Below are 20,992 nucleotides of genomic sequence, written 5' to 3'. Positions count from 1 at the left end.
AACGCAAAAACCTGTCCTTTCAAATGGGTCATTTTTGACGATCTTTCGGGAAGAATTCGTGCCGGCCGCGGATTTCGTCCGGGAAACACGGACTGTCCGTCTTCCGTGGGTTTAATACTGAAACGGTGCCGGTAGCGTGTATGGAACGCGTCGACGTCGCGATCGTCGGAGGCGGACCGGCCGGCTCTTCGGCGGCCCACGCGGCCGCGAGCGGTGGTGCGGAGACGCTCGTCTGCGAGAAGGGAGTTCCGCGTGCCGACCGCGAAGGACTCGGTCCCGATTCGACGGACGCCGCCGGTATCCTGGATTACTGGGTCGACATCATGGGGATCCATCCCGACGAGTTCCCGGACGGTGTCGTCCAGCGCACGCTCGACCGGGCGGAGTTCGTCGGGCCCAACGCGAAGGCCACGCTGTACGGGACGGGAATCGATTCCTCCTACGAGCATTTCGGCTACACCTTCCATCGGGCTCGGTTCGACGATTGGCTCCGAGAACGGGCCGAAGACGCCGGTGTGGAGTATCGGGTCGGCGTCTCGGTCAAGGACGTCCGAACCGATCTCTCGGCCGGACCGGGAGCCGAAGAGCCGAGACACGAGATCGATCTGGCGTCCGGCGAGACGGTCGGCGCCGACTTCCTGGTGCTCGCGGACGGCCCCCAGCGAACCGTCACGAACCGCGTGCTGGATCGGTTCCTCCCCGAGGGACGGAAAGCCTCGGAGATCCTCGCTTCGGGCACGGCCAACCACATCGCCTATCAGGAGTACCGTCGATTTCCCGAGGAGGCGTTCGCTGACGTCGACTCCAGCATCCGGTTCTGGTGGGGTGTAATGCCCGGCCACACCGCGTATCCGTGGGTGTTTCCGAACAATGACCGAGTGTGTCGCGTCGGGTTGACGATGCCGATCGGACTCGAGATCGACGACGTCGAGGCCCGTGATTCCTACAGGCTGCTCCGTCCCGGAGACGATCGCATACCCGGCGGCAGCGAGTACATTCGCCGGCTATTGGAATGGCAATACGGCGACGACTACAACGTCGAAGACGACTTCCCGATCGTCGACGGAACCGGGAAACGGGACGGGACGGAGACGTACGCCATCTCCTCGACCAGACCGATCGAATCTCCAGTGGACGCAGGGATCGCCGTCGCCGGGGGGGCGATGGGATCGACGTCGGCGTTCCACGAGGGGGGCGATCACGTGGCCGTCCGGACCGGAGCGATCGCCGGCGAACTGGCCGCACGCGGTGATCTCTCTGCATACAACCACCGGTGGCACGAGGCGATCGGGGACGAGGTGCTTCGCAACCTGACGATGGCGGAGGTGGTTCGCGGATACACTCCGAACGACTGGGACCGCGTCATCTCCTGTGCCGACGCGATGCTCGCGGCGGAGGCGGGGAAGGGACTCGTCGAAAAGACGTACACGGCGGGGCTTCGGGCAGCCAAGCTGGTGGTTTCCTACAAGTGGCAGAAACGGAAGCTCCGTGGTGCCTACGCCCAACTGACCGAAGACGAGTACGTGTACGAGCTGTGACGCCCTGTGTGCGCAACCGGACGTCGCTCAACCCTTCATTTTAGCTATCCGCGGTTTAACTACCGATAGCGAGCTACCGGGAAACGATGCCCGAAACCCTCCAACAGGCTGCGACCGGGCTGCGATCGAGGCGCGTCGTACTCCTCGTCGTGGTCCTCGCAGTCGCGGCTGCGCTTGCAGTCCCCGCAACGGCTGCAGCGGACACCGAAACGAACGAGACGGCCGAACCGCCCGAATTCGACCAACAGCTCGTGAGCGTCGCGCCCCCCGACGAGGCGGGGATCGGGATCGACGCGCCCGGCGACGAGCCGTTCGAGGTTGTGATCGACATTGATGAGCAGTTCCACGTCGAGGCGACTGTCATCGATCACGACGACGAGATTCATATCCTGTTCGACACCGGAAACGCAAGCGCCGAGGAACCAGACGACTATCTCTCGACCGACGGTGCCATGCTCCAGAACGTCACCGTCCACGCGAACGATCTCGAGCGCGAACGGCCCCCCGGCGGGCTCCACGATCTGCAACTCGTCGCCGACGACGAACCGGTCGACCGCTCGGTCCTCGAAGTGAAACCGATCGTCGTGTTCGACCCGATCGACGAGTTCGAAGCAACCGACGGACAGACGATCACCGGCGAGGCGGACCTCGCAGACGGCGAACAGCTCCAGATTCGGGTCAGATCGACCGGAAACGGGGCGTTCCTGCTGTCGGAGGACGCGGTCGTCGAGGACGAGCGGTTCGAGGCGACGTTCGACGCGAGCAACGTCCAGCCCGGAGCCGACTTCGAGGTGGTCGCCCGCCACGACAACCGGACGGTCGGATCCACGACGGGTGTCGTCGAGGGTTCTGCGACCGACGACCCGGATGACGGCGACAGAACCCAGGAGAGCCAGGGTGTCGTACTCGTGTACGAAGGCGACCAGCTCGAACTCGAGGCCGAACCGGACCAGCGGATCGTCGGCGAGGCGGACCTCGAGGAAGGCGAGGGCGTCCAGATCCGGCTCCGCGGGGAGGCAGACGGCATCTCGTTCCTCGTCTCCAACCAGACCACCGTCGACGAACACGGCACCTTCGAGGCCGCGGTCGACCTCGACGAGATCCCGCCCGGGACCGAGTTCACTGTCCACGTGCGGGCGACCGACAACCCTGACGTGCAGGGATCGGCCCCCGGAGTCGTCGTCGAATCCGCCGGTGGTGACGGCGCCGGTGACGGTTCCGGCGGAGAGACGGACACCCGGATCGACGACGGTGAATCCGACGGCGCCACGCTCCCCGTTCCCGGCGACGCGCTCGGCGGAGTCGGCGCGCTCGTCGTCGGTGCGGGGCTCGCGGTCGTCGGGATCGGGCTGATCGTCGGCCTCGGTCGTCGTCATTGACTTCCTCCCCGCGGTGAACCGCGAGGCTTTCGCCTTGTCTTTCCGTAACGACGGCACCGTCACGCTCTCGACGCAACCCTATCGACGCAACACCGTCGACGCGATTGCCGCGACGAACAGACAGGCGAAAAAGAACAACAGCCCCGGTTCGCCCGCCTCGAAAACGAGCCACACGAATACGCCGCCGGCGTCGTTCGCTCCCGCCGTAAAACTCGCGGGATCAATCGCGGTTGCCGCTGCCCGGTCCGGCGAGAACAGCTGATAGGCACCCCACTGGACGAGTAGTGCCCCGCCGGCGAGCAGGCCGACGCCGGCGACGACGTCCGACAGTGACCGGTCGAGGCGCGACCGGAGCTCCTCCTGCCCGACGAACACTAGCGGATCGCTGGTCGGGCCGTACACGACCATCTCGTTGCCCTTCTCGGAGTAGCGCCGACCGACGTCCTCCACGAGATCAGCGTCCTCCAGGGCAGACACGTGGTGGGACACGTTCTGGAGGGAGGTGTCGAGCCGGTCGGCCAGTTCGGAGGCGGTCGCCGGCTCCTCCAGCAGACGCCGATACACGTCTCGGCGGGTGTCGCTTGCGAGGACGTCGAAGACGTCGTCGGCCTCCTCGTCGTCCATCTCGACGATCCGGGTCCTGGCCTCGGACGTCGGGGGACCTGTCGGGAGGATATCGGTGAGCGTCGACATCGGTCGCTGGTTCGGTTTCGAGTGACACATAGCTTTCCGTAGGTTAAATGCGGATTTGAGCGGCAGATCGTCGCTACTCGCGGTCGCGATCGGATCGTTCCTCGGCCGCTGCGATCGCAGCTGCCGGATCGACGCGACCGTGACCGACCCGTGTGCTCACGTCGTTTTGAGCGCCGGCTGTCGTCGCGAGCGTCCAGCGCACTTCGTCCGGCTCCAGGTCGGGGTCCGAATCGAGCACGAGGGCGGCGACACCGCCGACGTACGCCGCGGAAGCGGACGTGCCGACGAACGGTCCGCCGTCCGTTGGCTGACTGCTCGAGGCGACAACGTAGACGCCCAGCCTGCCGTCGGCGGTCGGCCCGCGTCCGCTGAACGGCTCTACCTCCCCGGTCGCGGGATCGACCGCGCCGACGCCGATCGCACCCGGGGCGGCTGCGGGCGAAGCGACGCTTCGTTCCGTCCGGGCGTCCGCCAGCGTGTGCGTCGTCGTCGCGACCCGAATCTCGTCGCCGTCCGTGTCGGAATCGTCCGGCCCCCTGATCGCGATCGCGTAGCGGTCATCGTCGAGCCGAACGGTCAGTCGCTGGCTTTCGTTTCGGTGTCGAACCGATCTGGCGACGAGCTCCGTCTCGCTGTCGCCGATCCGGTGGAGTTCGATCGCGTAGCTTTCGGGGGTGTCCGCAGCGAGCCAGAACTCCGCCCGCCCCGGTGGACCCTGTACCTCGTTCAGGGGACCAGCGTCGAAGGTGTGGAGTCCTTCTTCCGTCGGGTTGTACTTCCCGTACCAGTGGCCACCGGCGAAGTTCCCCGTCGGGGCGACGACTACCGTCCCTCGATCGACTGCCGCTGTCGTCGCGCGGTCGAGCTCGGCGGTCCCGTCCCCGAGCGCTCCGGCGTATGCAACCGGAGTCACGATCACGTCGACGTCGCGTTCGAGCATCCAGTCCAGCGCAGCCTCGTAGTCGTCGGGGGTCTCGAACGCCGCGAGGTACAGCTCCGCCTCGGGGGCGGTGCGGGCGACCGTCGCAGCCGTCGCCGTGCCGTGACGATCGCCGCCGTCGACCGACTGTCCCTCACCGAACGTCTCTCCGTCGGCGATTTCACCGTCGATGGCGTCTCGATCGAACCCTGTGACGTCGAGTACCCCAACCGAGACGTTTTCGCCGGTGATCCCCGCTTCGTGAACCTCCGCTATCGTCCCGTCGTCGAGGGTCGCCGGCTGTCCGTCCCCCGGCTCGACGTCCTCGACAGTCAGGGTGACTGCGCCGATACCGACAGTCAGCGCCGCCACGCTTCCCAGCACGAACAGCGCCACCGCGATCTCCCGGCTTTTCACTGGTCACTCCTCCTTCGACGGAGCTCTCCGTCAGTTCGGTCGTGATACGAAACAGCGGTCCGTAGCTCTTTCCCAAAGTCGCATCTTTTAACCCGGCGGGAGCGGTCCGTGAACGTATGATCGAACCGCTTCTTTTGATCGGACTCGTCGTCGCGCTGTTCGTCGGTTTCAACATCGGGGGCGCGACGACTGGCCCGGCGTTCGGGCCCGCAGTCGGCGCAGATGTCATCTCGAAAGGGATGGCGGCAGCGCTGATGTCTGTGTTCTTCCTCGTGGGTGCCTGGACTATTGGCCGCCGCGTCGTCGACACGCTTGGGCAGGAACTCGTGCACGATCCGGGCGTTTTCACCATCGAGGCGAGCATCGTCGTGCTGTTTTTCATCGGCGGGGCGCTGTTCATCGGCAACTACTTCGGCGTACCGGCGTCGACGTCGATGACGGCGGTCGGCGCGATCGCCGGCCTCGGGGTCGCCACCGGACAGCTCAACTGGGCCGTGATGGGGGAGATCGCCGTCTGGTGGATCGTCGCGCCGATCATCGGCTTCTGGGTCTCGGGAGTGATCGGGCGGTACTTCTACCCGACGATCAACCGCTGGGTTTCGATCACGCAAACCGACGGTGCGCTGATCGAACTCGACCGTTCGGGGGCCGTCCCCGTGCCCAGAAAGGGGCCGAACACGACGACCCGGGAGTTCGTCGGCGTCCTGGTCCTGATCACGATCGGCTGTCTGATGGCGTTCTCCTCGGGAACGTCGAACATCGCGAACGCGATCGCGCCGCTTTACGGCGCCGGCGTCGAGATGGATCCGCTGATCTTGCTCGGCAGCGCCGCGGTCGCGGTGGGCGCGTTCACGATCGCCCGCCGGACGCTGGACACGCTGGGCAACGACATCACCGACCTTCCCCTCACGGCGGCGATCGTCGTCGCGGTCGTCTCCTCCGGGATCGTGGTCGGCCTCTCGGCGATCGGGATCCCCGCCTCGTTCGTCATCATCGCGACGATGTCCATCGTCGGACTCGGGTGGGGGCGGGCGACCCGATCGGTTACCGTCTCGGAGGGGCTGCGGGGCAAAGAGCAGCCGAACGTGTCGGTCGGCGCACTCGCGGCCGACGAACCGGGCGAGCAAGCGCCCGAAATCGGGGAGGAGGAGCCGGAGGACATCCCCTCGGCCGCCGACCTTTTCGATCCCTCCACTACCGGTCGGGTGATCGTGATGCAAAACGTCGTGCCGATCATCTCGACGGTCGGGGCGTACGCGACGTTCTGGGTGCTGTTTTCGTTCTGGTGGTGACTTGGGGGAAGGGGGTCGACTTCGCCCCCGCACCAGCGCAGATCGGTTTATAAGGGATCGAGCGACTCCTGTCGCCCCTTCGGAACGACCGACCTGAGTTCGTCGTAGAGGTACAGCCCGACGCCGATCGGCTCCGGTTCGCCGGCGTACTCGTGTGTGACGACGAGATAGCCCCAGTCGCCGTCCCAGTCGACCTCCTGGTCTTCGCCGGCGAGGAACCGGGTCGCGGTTTCGCCCTCGACCTGGATCACGTTTTTCGTCGCCTCGCCCCCGAACCGCTGAACGGCGTTCGTCGTCGGTTTCCAGTGCTCCTGTCTCGTGCGCAGGAACGCGAGGCCGAGCCCCTCGATCTCGATCGGCGATGGCGCCTCGCCGCTGTACGCCCAGATCTTTCCGGCGCCCTTCTCCCAGAAGCTGTGCTCGTCGAACGTCGACGGCGGGATCCCGAACCGGCCCTCCCACCACTCGAGTACCTCCGCCCGCGTGGCCCGTCCGGGAACCGTCCGGTCGTCCGCAGTTTCGGGCAGTCGGTCGAACCGCTGGCCGTCGTTCGTGGGGGCGTCGGCCGGATCTGATTTGTCGGTCATCCTGTCACCTCCAGGGTCGCACAGTAGAACCCGCCCGTGTCGTTGTGGTGGGGATACACGCGGTGGGTGTCCCGGAGGCTCTCGTCGTACCTCTCCCCCTCCCACTCGGTGACGCCTTCGGCAGTTACGAGCGGAAGAGCGATTGGGTCGATCCGACACGGTTCAAGGTCGAGGACGTGATCGACCACCGCTTCGTTCTCCTCGGGTGCGAATGTGCACGTCGAGTAGACGACGCGGCCGCCCGGCGCAGTCAGCTGGACCGCCCGGCGCAGCAGTCCCTTCTGAATCCCCGCGATCGACTCCACGTGACCCAGCGACCACTCCTCGAGAACATCCGGGTTCTTCCGACACGTCCCCTCACACGAGCAGGGGACGTCGACGAGGACCCGGTCGAACGCCTCGAAGCCGAACGGTTTCACCGAGAAGTTCCGGCCGTCCTGGTTCGTCACCGCCACGTTGGTGACCCCGAGGCGCTCGCAGTTGTGCCGCAGCGCCGAGAGCCGGCCCAGGTTGTTGTCGTTAGCGACGAGCGTGCCGCTGTCGTCCATGGCGGCCGCGAGTTGACTCGTCTTGCTTCCCGGGGCCGCACAGAGGTCGAGCACGCGCTCGCCGGGGTCGGGGCCGAGTGCAATGCCGGGCAGCACCGATACCTCCTCCTGGCCGTGGAGCCAGCCGTGGACGTACGCCCAGTTGCGCCCGGGACTGTGCCCGTCGAGTCGGAACAGGCCTTCGTGCCAGTCGACGGGTTCGTAGTCGACGCCCTCGGAGTCGAGCCCCTGTCGGGCCCGCTCGACGGTCGACTTGATCGTGTTCGCGCGGACGACCGACGGGAGCGGGCGGTCGCAGGCGGCTCGAAACGCCGCTGGATCGTCGACGAGCGGTTCGTACCGCTCGAGTGGGTTCATACTCGCCTCTCGGCGGGGAGGCGTTTGTCGGTTTCGGAGTCGGCGGTCAGTTCCCCGCATCCCGGGTGCTGCGGGACCACACCACACTTTATATGTTCCGTCGAGTTGCCTCTACTATGGCACATGTTCGCATTCTCGAGGACGACGTCGAACTGACGGAACCGTACATGATCGAGGGGCTTCCGGGCGTGGGGCTGGTCGGAAAGATCGTCGCCGATCACCTGATCGACGCCCTCGAGATGACTCAGTACGCGAACGTCCACTGTAGCGGGCTCCCGTCCGTCGCACGATACGAGGAGGGGGATCCGACGCTTTCGACGCCGCTGAGACTGTACGCTAACGAAACCGGCGACCTTCTGGTATTGCAAAGCGACATCCCGGTCTCGCCGGACGCGGCCACGGAGATCGCAAACTGCATCCAGGGCTGGTTCGACGAGGAGGAGGTAACGCCCGTGTATCTCTCCGGGATTCCGCGGGAGAAGGACGCCGAACCGCCGGAGCTGTACGGGATCTGTGCGGGCGACGGCGGTCGACTGCTCTCGGATGTCGGTATCGGCGATCCGACCGAAACCGGGATCGTAACCGGGCCGACGGGGGCGTTGCTCGCTCACGCCATCGAGAACGACACGACTGCTGTCGGCTTCGTCGTCGAATCGGATCCGCAGTTCCCCGACCCGGAAGCTGCCCGGATCGTCATCACGGAGGGGATCGAACCGCTGACGGGAAGGGAGTTCCCCGTCGACGACCTCGTCGATAGCGCAAGCGAGATCAGAACGGCGAAAGAACAGCTCGCACAGCAGATGCAAAGCGGCGGCGAGGAGAGCACACAGGTGCAACCGCTGCGGATGTACCAGTAGTTCTGTCGGACGGAGTTTCGGACGGAGTTTCAGACTGAGTTTCGGACGGAATATCGGAGCGCTATTTTTCTTCGGAGCCGTCTGCGTCCTCGAGGACGTTCAAGACCGGCTGGAACTTGAGCTGCGCTTCGTCCCACTCTTCGTCGGGATCGCTGTCGCCGACGACGCCGACACCGGCAAACAGGGTCGCACTCGATCCGGCTGCAAGCGCCGACCGGAGCGCGACCGCGAACTCGCCGTTTCCGGCGGCGTCGACCCACCCCACCGGTGCGGCGTACCAGCCGCGGTCGAACGGTTCCGTCTCCCTGATCGTCTCGAGTGCGCGTTCGGGCGGAACGCCGCCGACCGCCGGGGTCGGGTGTAACGCCTCCACGAGTTCGAGAACGCCGCGATCGCCGACCAGTTCGGCGGTTATCGGCGTCCAGAGGTGCTGGACGGTCGCGAGCCGCTTGATCCGTCGTTCCCCTGTCGAAATCGAGGCCGAAAACGGGGACAACTGGTCGCGGATCGCCTCAACCACGAGCTCGTGCTCGTGGGCGTTTTTCGGGTCCGTTCGGAGCTGCTGTGCGAGCCACTCGTCTTCGGCGGGCGTCTCGCCGCGGCCGGTCGTGCCGGCGAGCGCTCCGGTCTCGACGGTCCGACCGTGCAGAGAGACGAGTCGTTCCGGCGTCGCTCCGAAGAACGCAGCCTCACCGTCGGGCGTTTCAAAACAGAAGCGATAACAGTCGGGATACGCGCTGCCGAGCCGATCCAGCGTCGAGCCCGGATCCAGTTTTCCCTCGAGTTCGACTTCGAGCGCCTGGGCGAACACGACCTTGGTGAGTTCGTTTCGCTCGATCCGGTCGATCGCCGACTGGATCGACGCGCTCCACTCTTCGGGGGTGGTGGTCCGCCGCCGCTTTGCGATCCCCGGCGGGGTCGGGGGAGACGCTGCCTGCGACGTCTCGGTGAGGCGGTCGAACTCGGCGTCGAGACGCCGCTCGACGTCCTCGACCCGCGCGTTCTCTCCCGCCTCGGTGACGGTCAGCCACGCGCCCCGATCCGTGAGCGTAACCTGCACGCTGGGCAACAGAAACCGCGCGTCCGGATATCCGTCCCACGTCGATCCGTCGTCGTGTTCGCGGTGATCCCCGTCGCCGCCGTGAAAGGAGAACCCGCCGAACACGCGAGGACGAGCCGCCTCGGTTCCCGCGTGGACGTCTCCGGAATCGAACAGCGTCTCGATCGCCGATGCCACCTCTCGAAAGCGGTTCCCCTCCGTCGCCTCGATCGTGGCGGCCGCTCCTCCGGCGACGACGAGTGCACCCTCGGGGGGGCCCCAGACAGTTCGAGGTGGTGAGAGGGCGTCGAACGCTGTCCGGAGCGACGTCTCCGGCAACTGTCTGGCCCGGCTGACGAGGCCGGGGCGGTTCCTCGTTCGGGGCGACTCCATCGACGGACAGTGAGGGTGCCGGACTCTTAGGGCTGACTATCCGCCGAACCGGGTCGACCGACTGTCGCCTCGATCAGTTGTAGTCCCGCCACCGGTGGCCACACTCCTTACATTTGAAAAACCGCGTCGGCGGTTCGTCGGCGGAGGCGGTCTGTTTGATCGTGTACCACGCCTCGCCGTGGCCACACTCCTCGCAGGTGACGTCGTCCGCCGTCGGTTTGCCCTCGAAGTTCGCCCCTTCCTCGGTTTCGATCACGTCGTCGTCGCGCTGTTGGTCCGTCGAGACGAACTCCGCGGCCAGCCCCTCGTCCCGTTTTGCGGTCGCACCGCAGTCGTCGTTCGTACACGTCATTTCTCCGTCCTGTGACACCATCATCGAACCGCACTCCTCACAGAACTGCATGTCTCCGTGTATACGACCTCGTCAAAATTAATCGTGTGGATGGACGCCGCCACCGGCGGATCCGCCGCCGGTCGGGAGTCAACGCGTCGTCGATTCCGGTCCGCCCCGCTCGATCATCGGACAGCCTCGAACCCTGAACCTCTCGCTGTCGACGACCTCGAGGATCTCGGTTCCGTCGTGGGTGCATTCAACCGCCGGCGGTGCCGACAGGTACCGGCAGCGCTGGCAGAACGACCGCTTGTCGACGACGTCCGCTTCCACCCTGTCTTTTTCATCGACGGGAGCCAGCGTCGACTCGCCCGCGGACTCCCCCTCGCCGAGCGTCTCCCAGACGTCCTCTATCGGCTCTTCCTCGTCGTCCATCTCCTCGAACGGATCCTCGGGCGAGCCGTCCAGTTCTTCGAACGGGTCCTCGGACGAGTCGTCCAGTTCTTCGAACGGATCCTCGGACGAGTCGTCACCGTCGTCGAGTTCCGCGAAGGGATCGTCCCTCCCGTCGGGATCCCGGTTCGGATCACTCACGGGCGGTCGCCCCCCGTCGGTCGTCAGACTCGTCGTTCCCGGGATCCGCTTCAGGGGCAGTCTCCCCCTCCAACGCCGGCCGATCGTCCGCCAAAAGCGTCGCCGAACCGAAAAAGCCCCGCGACGGGTCGATCTCCCGGAACCCCGCCTCGCAGTGCGGACACCTCGGGGCCGAAAGCAGCGCGACCGTGACCGTCCGACCGCATTGCCCACAGTCTGCGGTCCGACTCCCCGTCCGGTTCGCTTCCCGTTTGAGCGCGTCCAGTCGGTCCTGGGTTTCGAGCCTCGCTTCGAGCCGGTCGGTTCGTCTTCGGAGCCCGACGACGGCGCTTGCGAGCCTGTCGAGTTTCCCCTCGATTTCCCCGGTTCGATCCTCGACGGCACCGAAACGCGTCGTGAATTCGTCGACGCGGTCGGTAGTTTCCGCGAGATCGGACTCGAGAGCCTCCATGTCCTGACGCTGCGCTTCGACGTCGATCGACTCCTCGAGCTCCGTCAGTGACGCTTCCAGGTCTGCCAGCGATTCCTCGAGAGGTTCGATCCGGTCCGTGACGTCGGCGATCGAGTTGTCGATCTCCGGGTGCGTGTGGTCTTTCTCCGCCCGGTCGTGGGTCTCCTCGAGAACCTGAATGACGCGTTCGCGGACGTCCTCGATCCCCTGCTGGAACTCCGCTCTGGTTTCTTCGAGTCGGTCGGGGAGCCGTGCGATCGACTCGAGGTCGGGCGGGTTCTCGCCGTCGGTGCCGAGCTCGGTGCCGTCGGTTCCGGGGCCGGCGCCGTCGGTGGCGAGTCGGTAGACGGCGACGATGCGATCGAGTTCCTCCCCAGGAGTCCGGTCGGTCCCCTCGACGCGGTCGGTCAGCCACGATTCAAGCTCCTCCTGCAGCTGTGGTGTGGTCGTACTTTCGCCGGTATCAGACATTCTCGCTTCCCCCGAGATGGCGTCGGCATCTACTCATCGGATCTTCCTCACGTCGCTTATGTCGAGTCCACCCTCGTGGATCTCTACCTCGAACTGTACGATGTCCTCCTCCTCGAGACGGGACAGTACGCCCCGGAACTCCCGGACGACCATCGTTCTCGCCCGCTGGGATCCGCCCGTCTCCCAGGAGAACCGCAACGTTCCGCTCGCGGCGTCCATCAACGCGCCGAACTGTCGGTCGGTGATCGCGTCCTCGCTCACCAGAAGCAGTATCAGTCCGTCCCAGCGGAACGCGGCCTTCTTGAGCCCGCGAACGAGCATGATGACGTCGTCCCATCCTCGTTCCATCTCGCCACCCCTCGCGGTCGTGAGATCGGTCAACGAGTCGAGCAGGACGAGGTTCCCCGGCGCGTGTTCGCTCAGATATTCTCCCAGCGTGCTGAGGACTCCATCTCGCCGTTCGCGCTTTCCCATCTCTCCGATCGAGGTGGCGTTTCCGAGATACCACTCCCGCGGCAGCGGGGATAGCTGGAAGTACTCGGGTGAGAAATCACGAAACTGAATCTCCTCGATCGCTGCGTCGACGATCTCTTCGGTCATCGTGAACGCGAGTTCCCGACGGAGCGATTCCGGCCCCTCTGTCAACGAGAGATAGTGAACTTCCGGCGGGACCGACACGTTCGGGTCGAGATCGCCGTAGTGCAGCGAAAACAGTTCCTGATCCGCGTGTGACAGCGCGTTCATCGCGGCGCTGGTGTACAGAAACTCCCGTGCGCCGGCACCTGACTCCTCGGCCAGGAGGACGACGCTTCCCGACGGCGCTCCCCCGCCGAGAAGCCTGTCGAGTCGCCCCACGCCCAGCGGTAAGCTCCCCATAACAACCGTGTGGATGCGCCGGCCGCTTAGCCGTTACGGCGTCTGGGTGGGTGGACTGTTCTCGACGCAGATGTACCCGAACGCTGACACAAACGATTTATCCCGTCCCGTCGTTGGTTTTCGTATGGCAGACAAACCCGAATCCGGCGAGGTTTTCGGCGTGCCGTACAACTTCGAGCGACCGAGCCTCGGTCGGATGCTTTCGGCCTACTGGCAGCCCGGCAAGGGGATGCTGGTGCAGAAGCCGTTCGGCATCGGCTACACGCTGAACCTCGCGAACTGGCGGTCCTGGATCGCGCTCGTGGTCGTCGGGGCGCTCTTGTGGCACGACCGGGAGTCCCGCAGTGACGTCGACACCGAAGAGGAGCAGGACGACGGGCCCGTCGAAGTAATCGTCGACGACTGAGGGGATATCGACGCGCAACTGAATCGCCCTCTCGGGCCGTTCAGCCGCTTTCCCCAGGCTTTTTCGCCCCCGTCGCGTGGCTTTCAGCATGTCAGACGATCCAGCCGAGCCACCGTCCACGGCGGATGTAGCGGGGACGTATCCGCCGGCGCTTCTGGACGCGCTCGGACGCACGTGGACCGATCGCAGCGCGTGGGAGTTTCTCACCGAGATCACCGCGATCGGGAGTCGCATGGCCGGCAGTTCCGGAGAGCGACGGGCAGCCGAGACGGTCGCACGGGCGTTTCGGGACGCAGGCGTCGACGACGTGACCGAAGAGACGTTCGAACTGACCGGCTGGAAGCGGGGGGAATCTACCCTGGAACTGCTGTCGCCACGGGAACGCTTGTTCGAGGCGATCGCGCTCCCGTACTCCCCGTCGGGCGAGATGACCGGCGACCTCGTCGACGTGGGGTACGGCACGCCCGACGAGATCGACGATCTCGACGTCGATCTCGAGGGCCGGATCGCGGTCGCCTCGACGACGACCCCGCCCGGCGGGCGATTTATCCATCGGATCGAGAAGTTCGGCTACGCGATCGAGAAGGGGGCGGAGGCGTTCGTCTTCGCAAACCACGTGGCGGGACAGCTCCCGCCGACGGGGGCGCTCACGTTCGGGGAGGAGGCTGCCGCCCCGGCGGTCGGGGTCAGCAGCGAAACCGGCGAGTGGCTCCGGGAGTACGCGGTCAACTCGCCCGGGGGGACGGGAACCGTCCGCCTCGCGGTCGAAGCATCGACCGCGCCGGCCACGAGCCGGAACGTCGTGGGACGTCTCGGCCCGGAGACCGACGGGACGCTGCTGTTGCTCGCCCATTACGACGCCCACGACATCGCCGAAGGGGCGCTGGATAACGGCTGCGGGATCGCGACCGTCATCGAAACCGCCCGGATTCTCTCGGCGGTCGAAGACGAACTACCGACCCGCGTTCGGGTCGCCGGCGTCGGCTGCGAGGAGGTCGGACTGCTCGGCGCGGAGGCGCTTGCAGACCGGCTCGATCTCTCCGACGTCCACGGCGTGATCAACGTGGACGGCGCCGGACGCCACCGAAACCTGGTGGCGTACTCCCACGGATCGGAGGCGACGGCGGGTGCCACAAAGGACGTGTCGGAGGCGACCCGCCAGCCGATCGAACTCGAATCGGAACCGCATCCGTTCTCGGATCAGTGGCCGTTCGTCCGGCGCGGCGTCCCGGCACTGCAGCTCCACAGCGACAGCGGCGAGCGCGGACGTGGCTGGGGCCACACCCACGCCGACACTCGAGACAAAATTGACGACCGGAACGTGCGCGAACACGCCATGTTGACGGCGCTTCTGGCGTTCGAACTGGGGCGGCGGGAACTGCCGCGACTGGACGACGAAAAACTCTCCGCGGCGTTCCGCGAGGCCGAATTCGAGGTCGGGATGCGCGCGGCGGACCTGTGGCCCGAGAAGTGGGAGTGAGTCGGGGGCTATCGGAGCTCCGCTGTTCCGATCTCTCTATCCCTGTCGATATTCGGAAACGAGTAAAAGAAAACTGACACATATTCAGAAATATGCTTATCCCCGTTGAGGGCCGACAGTAGTAAATCCACGGAGGGATGTACCCATGGTTGACAGAACATACACGTCGCGTCGTACAGCACTGAAGTTGATCGGGATCGGTGGGGGTATGCTGCTCGGTTCGGGGACAGCCACCGCCGACCACGGGGGTTCACATCCCGGCCCCACTTTTTTCGCCCGCCTTTCGGACAATCCCTCGATTCCAGGACACGACAAAGTGCGCTCCAGGGGGCGGGGAAGAGTGGATCTGGAGGGAGATTCAGACGGGACTGAACTCCACTTCGAACTGCACGTCGCAAACCTGGAAGGCGGTGCATTTGCGGCCCATATTCACGGCGAGGGGCGAGCTGACGGGCCGATCTGGGTGACGCTGTACGAGGGTGAACCAATCAACGACGAAAAATTAACTGGAACCATTCGTGACGATGACGTCGACAAGTCGGTTGGAACCGTCCGGAATCTCATCTGGAACGAACTCGTCGAGGGAAACGGCGTCGTAAACGTTCACACGAAGTTCGAATCGGGTGGGGAGATAGCCGGCATAGTCAGACCACGTCCCGTTGGCGGATGGATCGCCGTTTGAAAAACGATCCAGCAATACGGCGTGCTCTCGGTTCGGAGTTCGAGTCGCTCGAGACCCTTATCCCAAGAGCCCGGGCTCTTCGTCGACCCGCTGGAGCCAGACGATTCCGCCGGCGGCGAGCAGAAACGCGACCGTCTCCCCGTCGATCCAGCCGTCGACGACCGAACAGCTCCCCCGGTCGAGCGTTCGACTCCACCGTCGCCCCTCGGAGTCCACGCCGATCGCCTCGCAGTTTTCACCGAGCGAGTAGACGCCCTCGGTCCCGGCAACGATCGGCGGTGCGGCGCCGACGTCCGCCGTCTCCCATCGTCGATCACCGGTGTCCCGGTCGTAGGCGGTCACCCTCCCGTGAACCACGAGGTGTACCCGACCGTCGGCGATCGCCGGCCGAGCGTCTCTGCCTTGGACAGTGGTCGACCAGCGGACGTCCCCAGTACCGGTGTCGACAGCCGCGAGGTCGGTGTCGTCGCCGGACAGGCTCCCTCGTGCTCGGAGGACTGTCAGGTCACCGTCGACCGCGAACGTCGCCGGTCCGTCGATCTCGAACTCCCAGCGAGCCCCGCCGTCGGGATCCAGCGCGAGCGCGGCCGACTCGATCGCGGCCAGCACGACCCCGTCCTGGGCCTGGAGCGTCTCTGCTGGTCCAGCAAGGCTTCGTTCCCAGACGACAGTTCCGTCCCGGACTGCGAGGAGTCTGTTTCCGTCGGGGACGTACACCGTCCCGTCGGCGGCGGCGATCGGTGCGTCCGGGTCGTCGAGTTCGATACGCCAGGCCTCTTCGAGGCCGTCGGTGTCGTCGGTTTCGTCGGCGTCCTCGCGGGCTCGGATCGGCTCGGAGGCAACGAGGCGTCCCGCCTCGTCGAGGACAACGAGGCGTTCTCCCAGCGCCAGGTCCAGGGTCGGTTCGAGGTGGACGAACTCGCCGATCTCCTCGGCGTCTCGGTCGGTGATGTGCACGGTCGTTGCTGTCTCGAACGATCGATCGCCGAACTCGCCGACCCACTGCTGGCCGCTTTTGGCGGCGGCGATCCGATCCCCCTCGACATCGAACCGGTTGCTGCCGCCCAGCCCACCGATCCCTGTTAGGAGCGACGCTTCCCTGCGCACGTCACCGCCGCCGGGGGCGTAGCCACAGCCGGCGATCCCGGTGGCGAGTCCGGTTCCGATCGCCGCGAGGAGTCGTCGTCGGGAGTTCTTCATTCCACTTCACCAGCCAGTTCGCGGAGGCGGTCGATGCGGTCTTCGGTCTGTGGGTGGGTGTCGGGGAAGATGTCCGTGGAGACGAGTGCGGCGTCGGTGAACGATCGCGCCGAAAGCGGGGCCACGTATAACGCCTCGGCGCCGCCGTCGAGCTTCCGGAGATCACGGTCCGGAATCTCGGACATCTCTTCGTCCAGGGTTCGGAGTGCGCTCGCGAGGGCTGCTGGCTCGCCGGTCAGCGTCGCCGCCCCCCGGTCGGCGGCGTACTCGCGGTATCGCGAGAGGATCCGATGGATCAGCACGCTCGCCGCCCAGAACAGCGCGGAGATGGCGATGGTAACGACCGCAGTGACCGTGAGGACGACCACCGCCTTCGCCAGCCCGCGGCCGTTTCTGCCGGAGGAACTGCCAGCGCCGAGCGCCCGGTAGGTGCCGTACAGCAGGTACGCCGCCGCGAGCGCCAGATAGTAGGTGACCGTCGGGAGGAACCACGCGACGGTCATGACGGTCGCGTCGCGGTTCTTGAGATGGGCGATCTCGTGGGCGAGAACCGCTTCGAGTTCCTCCCCGTCCAGCCGGTCGAGCAGCCCCGTCGTCACGACGATCGACGCCCCCGCAGGCCCGCGGACGGCAGCCGCGTTCGGGGCGTCGTTGCTCGCGACGGCGATGTCGGGTGATTCGACGTCCGCTGCCTGTGCGAGTCGAGTCACCGCAGCATGTAGTTCCGGGCGCTCGTCGGGAGTGATGCGACGGGCACCGATGCTCCCCAGCACTGTCGAGGGGCCGAACCAGACTTGTGTCGCCAGTCCCCCGAGGACGATCACGACAGCCAGCACTGGGCTGACGTAGACGCGCCCGTGGTAGGGCCCGTGTCCGAACGATTCGAGCAACGGGAGGAGCACGTGGTTTATCGCGGCTACGAACGCGTAGATGAATCCGAACGGGAGGAGGACCACCAGTACACTGGCTATCAGAATCCGACGTCCGAGGGCGGGATCCGCGGCGTGCATGGGAGGGCAGGTACCCGCGTGGTGTTCGTATCCGACAGTAAATCCTCCGATTCGTTCGACTTTCGTTCCGCTACGGCTCGACTGTGTCGGCCGGATCCACCGCTTCACCGTCGAGTTCGTCGATCCCGACCCGATCACACTGGTCGTACAGCGGACACGCCTCGGGACCTTCGAGACACGCCGGCTCCCGGGCAGTGCAGTACTCACGGCCGAACTGGATCATCGACGTGTGGCCGAAGCCGCACTTCTCGCCGGGGATTGTAGCCTCCAGGTGTTCGCGTACCTCCTCGTGGTCGGCGTCCGGCGGGGCCAGACCCATCCGCCGCGCGATCCGATGGACGTGCGTGTCCACGGGAAAGACACCGTCCTGTCCCCCCGAAAACAGCAGCACGCAGTCGGCCGTTTTGGGGCCGACTCCCCGGATCGACAGGAGCGTCTCGCGGACATCCACGGGTTCACCCTGTGTTACGTATTCGTCGAAGGAAGCCGCCGACCCGTACGAGTCGAGCGCCCACTCGGCCGCCTCGCCGATCACCTTCGACTTTTGGTTGTACAGGCCGGCCGAGGAGATCGTCTCCGCCAGCTCCGATCGCTCGGCGTCGGCGAGCGCCCGGGCGAGGTCGACGCGTTCCGGATTTCCGTCCTCTGGATCCCTCTCCGGGCCGTACCGGGCGATCAACTCGTCGAACGCGGGCTGGCTCGCCTTGTCGGAGGTGTTCTGTGAGAGGATCGTCCGGACGAGACACTCGAAGGCCGCCTGTCCCCCGTACGCCTTCTCCCAGTACATGTCCCCGAGCTCGTCGACGGCTGCCTCCGCCCGGGTCTTCGGTTCGCCGTCCGGAAACGCCTCCACGCGACCGCCGCCACCGGCGCCACCGCTTATGTTCTCGGCGGGTTCCTCGGCCATGCACCGCCGTATGGTTTCCACCGACGAGAACGTTTTCATCGGCGAAATCTAGCTCGATCACTCGACGGAAAGTGTCAGAGTCGCTTCGGCCCCCGCGGCCAGCGCAGCCACCAGCTCCCTGTCGACGTCGACGGCGGCGGAATCCGCCTCCACGAGCACCGTTCGGTCGTCGACGTAGTCGCTCGTGCGCCCAACCAGGCTCCGGTCGCTCTCGAAGGTGAGTTCCGGATCGCCACGTCCGGTGATCGTCTCGACGAGCGGCTCGGCGCCGTCGTTCGAACCGACCGGAGTCACCTCAAGCCGGGCAGTGATCGTGGCCTCCCGGCTCCTGCAGGCCTCGACGAACTCCGGGGAGAACTCCGCCGGCGTTCGGTCGGCCTCGACCGCGAGGATGCAGTCGCCCGCCGGCGTGAGCCAGTCGTCGCTGGTCACCTCGAAAGTGCTTTCGTGTTCGCCGCGGACGTTCTCGTGACCCCTGGCCCGGATCGTCTCGGTGAGAGCGTCGTCCATACCGAGTATCTTCGCCTGAGAACCAAGTCCCTGACGACCTTCGATCGAACCGTCTCCCGAAAAAACCGAACCTCACCACATCGATCGCGTGTATTCGAACGCCAGTTCGTCGACGTGTCCGGGATCGAGGCCTACGTCCTCGAACATCCGCCGGAACGTCTCCCGATACTCGGCTTCGGGAATTTCCTCGCCCGCTGGAAGTTCGATCCGGAGGTTGAACCCGCCGAGCCGATCCAACTTGAGCCGGTACTCGCGGTCCCCGTCCTCGTGGACGACCGCGAGGCTCTGGACGACGAAGTCAACGTCGGCGAACTGCACCTCGTCTCGGAACGAGCGCTGTGTGTACCAGCCGTTGCCGCCGGTTTCGGATCCCTCCACGGCGGTCCGTTCCGCCTCCATGTGGGCGTACGCGTTCTGGAACGTCACCGGATCGGAGACGTCGATTCGCGGGGTTCGCGTCCCTGCAACCACCTGCTCCCGGAGATCGGCGGCGTACGTCTCGGCGGTCGATCGCCCGACTTCGAGCGATAGCATGATTCGTTCGACGATCCACTCCGCGGGCGGGAACGATTCGAGGTCGAAATCTTCCATCACCGTCCGCCAGTCGAAGAGTGCGATCGAGGTTCCGCCCGTAAGCTCGAAGACCATCACGATCTGTGGAGTGTGGTAGAACGCGAACTCGAACACACGGTAATCCGGCCCAAATCGATCGTCGAGGGGCGCGATACCCTCCGGATGGATCCCACCTGGATTCCGCGAATTCACGTAGTAGGGCTCCTTGACGGTGTACCCGGCGTCCCGCGCGTTCGAGAGCACCGACTCGTAGTCGGCGTCTCCGGGCCCGAGCTGTCCCGGATCAGACCAGTATACCGCCGCGTCGTTCCAGGGACCCGCACAGCCGGCGAGCGAGCCGAGCACAGCCACTGCTGTGGCTCCGACCGCTCGCTTACAAAACGATCGACGCGTCGTCATTTCGGTCATGAGAACGCTCGCATGAACCACGCAAGCAGCGCAAGACCAAACAGGACGAGCACCGTCCCGATCCCGAGAACGAGCGTCGCCTGCTCGTGTTTCTGGCTCCGCAGGTACAGCCCCAGCGCGAGCAGCACGATTCCCAGGCCGATCGACACGTACGAGGTAAGGATGACTACCATACAGAACTGTTCGTCTACATCGGTGAAAAAATGTATGTGAGCTATGATGTCTGTTCTCTCGCCGAAGGCCTCCGGAATCACTTACTTTGATGATCCCGTGAGATACCGCGATCGTCGCTCAACCCAGCAACGTCGCCGCCGCGTCCGACAGGAAGTAGACGCCGAACCCCGCGAGCACGAGCGCCGACAGCACTGCGACGACGGGCGCCATGCTGTCGATCCGTCGCTCGGCGTAAACCAGCGCCGCCGGGTAGGCGACGATCCAGATCCCGATTCCGACGAACAGCCCGCCGACGAGCGCCGTCGAGCCGGTCTCGACTATCACGGTCCCCGAAAGCGCCTCGCCGACGTACGGCACCTGCGCGAACAGGTCGACCCGCCCCGGACGCAAAAGCGCCGTGCCGATCGTGAGCCAAAAGAGGATCTGGTAGGGGTTCGACAGCCCGAGGACGAGCGCCTTCCGGAACCCGCGGCTCTCGGGAAGCGTCCCGTCGGTCGGTCGAAACGACGCGCGGGCGCTCCGCGTCGCGTCGTACGCGAAGTACAGCATGAACAGCCCACCCGCGCCGATCATCACGCCCTGCAGGGTTTCGAACCGCTCGATCACCGCGACGACGCCGACGGACGCCAGGACGAAAAACAGCAGGTCGGCCACGCCCGCCCCCAGTCCGGCCAGCACGCCTTCCCGCCACCCCCGGACCACGGACTCCTCGGCGATGATCGCGTTCATCGGGCCGGGGGGCGCCGCAAGTGCCAGGCCGAACAGTGTTCCCAGCAGTAGCGAACTCAGTGTCGATACCACACCGTATCGGCTGACAGCAGTCCCGATAAATGGATTGATTCGATCCCGTGGATCGTCCCGGAGCTGATCGAACACAATATTATTGACAGTTCGATGCGT

At 65.6% G+C, this 20,992-nt stretch carries 23 protein-coding genes; 7 read left to right on the top strand and 16 right to left on the bottom strand.

The genetic code is table 11. From position 1 onward, the window contains the following. Positions 1-140: 140 nt before the first annotated feature. Entirely contained in the window at positions 141-1,538 is a 1,398-nt protein-coding gene (locus RH858_RS01780; protein ID WP_259533526.1) for an NAD(P)/FAD-dependent oxidoreductase, read from the top strand. A gap of 86 nt (positions 1,539-1,624) precedes the next feature. Then, positions 1,625-2,917: a BGTF surface domain-containing protein gene (locus RH858_RS01775; RefSeq protein ID WP_259533525.1), complete on the top strand. Its 1,293-nt coding sequence runs from the start codon at positions 1,625-1,627 to the stop codon at positions 2,915-2,917. 78 nt (positions 2,918-2,995) lie between these two features. On the opposite strand, the gene RH858_RS01770 is transcribed toward RH858_RS01775, so the two are convergent. Together RH858_RS01770 and RH858_RS01765 are read right to left on the bottom strand one after the other, a co-directional pair. Further along, complete coding sequence (locus tag RH858_RS01770) at positions 2,996-3,610, bottom strand: helix-turn-helix domain-containing protein (protein WP_259533524.1); 615 nt, start codon at positions 3,608-3,610, stop codon at positions 2,996-2,998. A gap of 73 nt (positions 3,611-3,683) precedes the next feature. Continuing rightward, positions 3,684-4,946 carry a S8 family serine peptidase gene (locus tag RH858_RS01765; RefSeq protein WP_310561023.1) on the bottom strand — a complete coding sequence of 421 codons (1,263 nt, stop codon included), beginning with the start codon at positions 4,944-4,946 and terminating at the stop codon, positions 3,684-3,686. Between the two features lie 116 nt (positions 4,947-5,062). On the opposite strand from RH858_RS01765, the gene RH858_RS01760 reads away from it, so the two are divergent. Beyond that, the gene (locus RH858_RS01760) at positions 5,063-6,238 is read left to right on the top strand and encodes an anion permease (protein ID WP_310561022.1); all 1,176 of its coding nucleotides are present in this window, start codon (positions 5,063-5,065) and stop codon (positions 6,236-6,238) included. A gap of 47 nt (positions 6,239-6,285) precedes the next feature. Here the strand turns inward: RH858_RS01760 and RH858_RS01755 are convergent, their stop codons facing one another. Then, positions 6,286-6,825: a hypothetical protein gene (locus RH858_RS01755; RefSeq protein WP_310561021.1), complete on the bottom strand. Its 540-nt coding sequence runs from the start codon at positions 6,823-6,825 to the stop codon at positions 6,286-6,288. Beyond that, the gene (locus RH858_RS01750) at positions 6,822-7,730 is read right to left on the bottom strand and encodes an RsmB/NOP family class I SAM-dependent RNA methyltransferase (RefSeq protein WP_310561020.1); all 909 of its coding nucleotides are present in this window, start codon (positions 7,728-7,730) and stop codon (positions 6,822-6,824) included. Before RH858_RS01750 ends, RH858_RS01755 begins: the two co-directional genes overlap by 4 nt. A 116-nt stretch (positions 7,731-7,846) precedes the next feature. Between RH858_RS01750 and RH858_RS01745 the strand changes: the two genes are divergently transcribed. After that, entirely contained in the window at positions 7,847-8,587 is a 741-nt protein-coding gene (locus RH858_RS01745; protein ID WP_259533519.1) for a PAC2 family protein, read from the top strand. Positions 8,588-8,648: 61 nt separating this feature from the next. Here the strand turns inward: RH858_RS01745 and RH858_RS01740 are convergent, their stop codons facing one another. From RH858_RS01740 to RH858_RS01720, 5 genes are all read right to left on the bottom strand, one after another. Continuing rightward, complete coding sequence (locus RH858_RS01740; protein ID WP_259533518.1) at positions 8,649-10,019, bottom strand: isochorismate synthase; 1,371 nt, start codon at positions 10,017-10,019, stop codon at positions 8,649-8,651. Positions 10,020-10,092: 73 nt separating this feature from the next. Further along, positions 10,093-10,422, bottom strand: a complete 330-nt coding sequence (locus RH858_RS01735) for a transcription factor S (RefSeq protein ID WP_259533517.1) — start codon at positions 10,420-10,422, stop codon at positions 10,093-10,095. A gap of 78 nt (positions 10,423-10,500) precedes the next feature. Further along, positions 10,501-10,944, bottom strand: coding sequence for a transcription initiation factor IIA subunit 1 family protein (locus RH858_RS01730; RefSeq protein WP_259533516.1), 444 nt, complete (start codon positions 10,942-10,944; stop codon positions 10,501-10,503). Continuing rightward, positions 10,937-11,866 (bottom strand): hypothetical protein, encoded by a 930-nt coding sequence (locus RH858_RS01725; RefSeq protein WP_259533515.1) that lies wholly within the window; start codon positions 11,864-11,866, stop codon positions 10,937-10,939. Before RH858_RS01725 ends, RH858_RS01730 begins: the two co-directional genes overlap by 8 nt. A gap of 33 nt (positions 11,867-11,899) precedes the next feature. Beyond that, entirely contained in the window at positions 11,900-12,742 is an 843-nt protein-coding gene (locus RH858_RS01720) for an HTR-like protein (RefSeq protein WP_259533514.1), read from the bottom strand. 124 nt (positions 12,743-12,866) lie between these two features. Between RH858_RS01720 and RH858_RS01715 the strand changes: the two genes are divergently transcribed. The 3 genes from RH858_RS01715 (at position 12,867) to RH858_RS01705 (ending at position 15,310) form a co-directional block, all read left to right on the top strand. Further along, positions 12,867-13,148, top strand: coding sequence for a DUF5808 domain-containing protein (locus RH858_RS01715; RefSeq protein ID WP_259533513.1), 282 nt, complete (start codon positions 12,867-12,869; stop codon positions 13,146-13,148). An 88-nt stretch (positions 13,149-13,236) separates the two neighbouring features. Further along, positions 13,237-14,628 (top strand): M28 family metallopeptidase, encoded by a 1,392-nt coding sequence (locus RH858_RS01710; RefSeq protein ID WP_259533512.1) that lies wholly within the window; start codon positions 13,237-13,239, stop codon positions 14,626-14,628. Between the two features lie 145 nt (positions 14,629-14,773). Then, positions 14,774-15,310, top strand: a complete 537-nt coding sequence (locus RH858_RS01705; RefSeq protein WP_310561019.1) for a CHRD domain-containing protein — start codon at positions 14,774-14,776, stop codon at positions 15,308-15,310. 57 nt (positions 15,311-15,367) lie between these two features. Here RH858_RS01705 and RH858_RS01700 read toward each other — a convergent pair whose 3' ends face one another. From RH858_RS01700 to RH858_RS01670, 7 genes are all read right to left on the bottom strand, one after another. Next, complete coding sequence (locus RH858_RS01700) at positions 15,368-16,510, bottom strand: PQQ-like beta-propeller repeat protein (protein ID WP_259533510.1); 1,143 nt, start codon at positions 16,508-16,510, stop codon at positions 15,368-15,370. Further along, positions 16,507-17,520, bottom strand: coding sequence for a M48 family metalloprotease (locus RH858_RS01695; protein WP_310561018.1), 1,014 nt, complete (start codon positions 17,518-17,520; stop codon positions 16,507-16,509). Before RH858_RS01695 ends, RH858_RS01700 begins: the two co-directional genes overlap by 4 nt. Positions 17,521-17,590: 70 nt before the next feature. Next, positions 17,591-18,427 (bottom strand): endonuclease III, encoded by an 837-nt coding sequence (gene nth, locus RH858_RS01690; protein WP_310561017.1) that lies wholly within the window; start codon positions 18,425-18,427, stop codon positions 17,591-17,593. 57 nt (positions 18,428-18,484) lie between these two features. Continuing rightward, the gene (locus RH858_RS01685; protein ID WP_310561016.1) at positions 18,485-18,937 is read right to left on the bottom strand and encodes a DUF371 domain-containing protein; all 453 of its coding nucleotides are present in this window, start codon (positions 18,935-18,937) and stop codon (positions 18,485-18,487) included. A gap of 72 nt (positions 18,938-19,009) precedes the next feature. Next, a complete protein-coding gene (locus RH858_RS01680; RefSeq protein ID WP_310561015.1) occupies positions 19,010-19,861 on the bottom strand; it encodes a hypothetical protein in 852 nt (283 codons plus the stop codon). Between the two features lie 53 nt (positions 19,862-19,914). Beyond that, positions 19,915-20,091 carry a hypothetical protein gene (locus RH858_RS01675; protein ID WP_310561014.1) on the bottom strand — a complete coding sequence of 59 codons (177 nt, stop codon included), beginning with the start codon at positions 20,089-20,091 and terminating at the stop codon, positions 19,915-19,917. 118 nt (positions 20,092-20,209) lie between these two features. Next, positions 20,210-20,893, bottom strand: a complete 684-nt coding sequence (locus tag RH858_RS01670) for a LysE family translocator (protein WP_310561013.1) — start codon at positions 20,891-20,893, stop codon at positions 20,210-20,212. Between the last annotated feature and the right edge of the window lie 99 nt (positions 20,894-20,992).

This window comes from Halalkaliarchaeum sp. AArc-GB, from assembly GCF_031432225.1.
In the GTDB taxonomy this organism is placed as follows: domain Archaea; phylum Halobacteriota; class Halobacteria; order Halobacteriales; family Haloferacaceae; genus Halalkaliarchaeum.
This window is presented reverse-complemented; position numbering and strand designations above follow the sequence as displayed.